Here is a 418-nt window from a genome sequence, read left to right on the forward strand (position 1 = left end):
CTTCCTTGCTCATCTCAACATCTCCCTTCATGAAGCAGCGGACAAAACCGGCTCTTGTGGTCACCCAAAAAGTAAAAAAATAACCCGACGATCATTCGCCGGGCGTTGAGGTTGTTATGTATCTTACTGATTTTTAAGACTATGCATCATGTCCTGCAATTTCTGTGGGACGGGAAGCCCCATCCGTGCTGCGTTCTCGATGATCGAGATTCCTTCATTCGAGATGTAGAAGAAAATCACGGCAGAGCGCAGGACGCACCCGCTGCCGATGATGTGCGTATCGAGCACATTCGCCACGCCGACGAGGGTGAAGATGCAGACCTTCTGGCAGATTCCCTTGAAGCCGATGGCACTGGACAGTTCCTTTTCCACAATCGCACGCAAAACACCCGTGATGTAATCCGTCGCCACAAACACA

General features: G+C 50.7%; 1 protein-coding gene. It reads right to left on the minus strand.

Translation table 11 applies throughout. The features are described 5' to 3' along the window. Nucleotides 1-123 precede the first annotated feature (123 nt). A partial coding sequence (locus tag HMPREF9163_RS00530) for a holin family protein (protein ID WP_037345504.1) occupies nucleotides 124-418 on the minus strand: 295 nt, incomplete at its 5' end.

Origin of the sequence: Selenomonas sp. oral taxon 138 str. F0429 (assembly GCF_000318175.2) — a bacterium.
Taxonomy (GTDB): domain Bacteria; phylum Bacillota; class Negativicutes; order Selenomonadales; family Selenomonadaceae; genus Centipeda; species Centipeda timonae.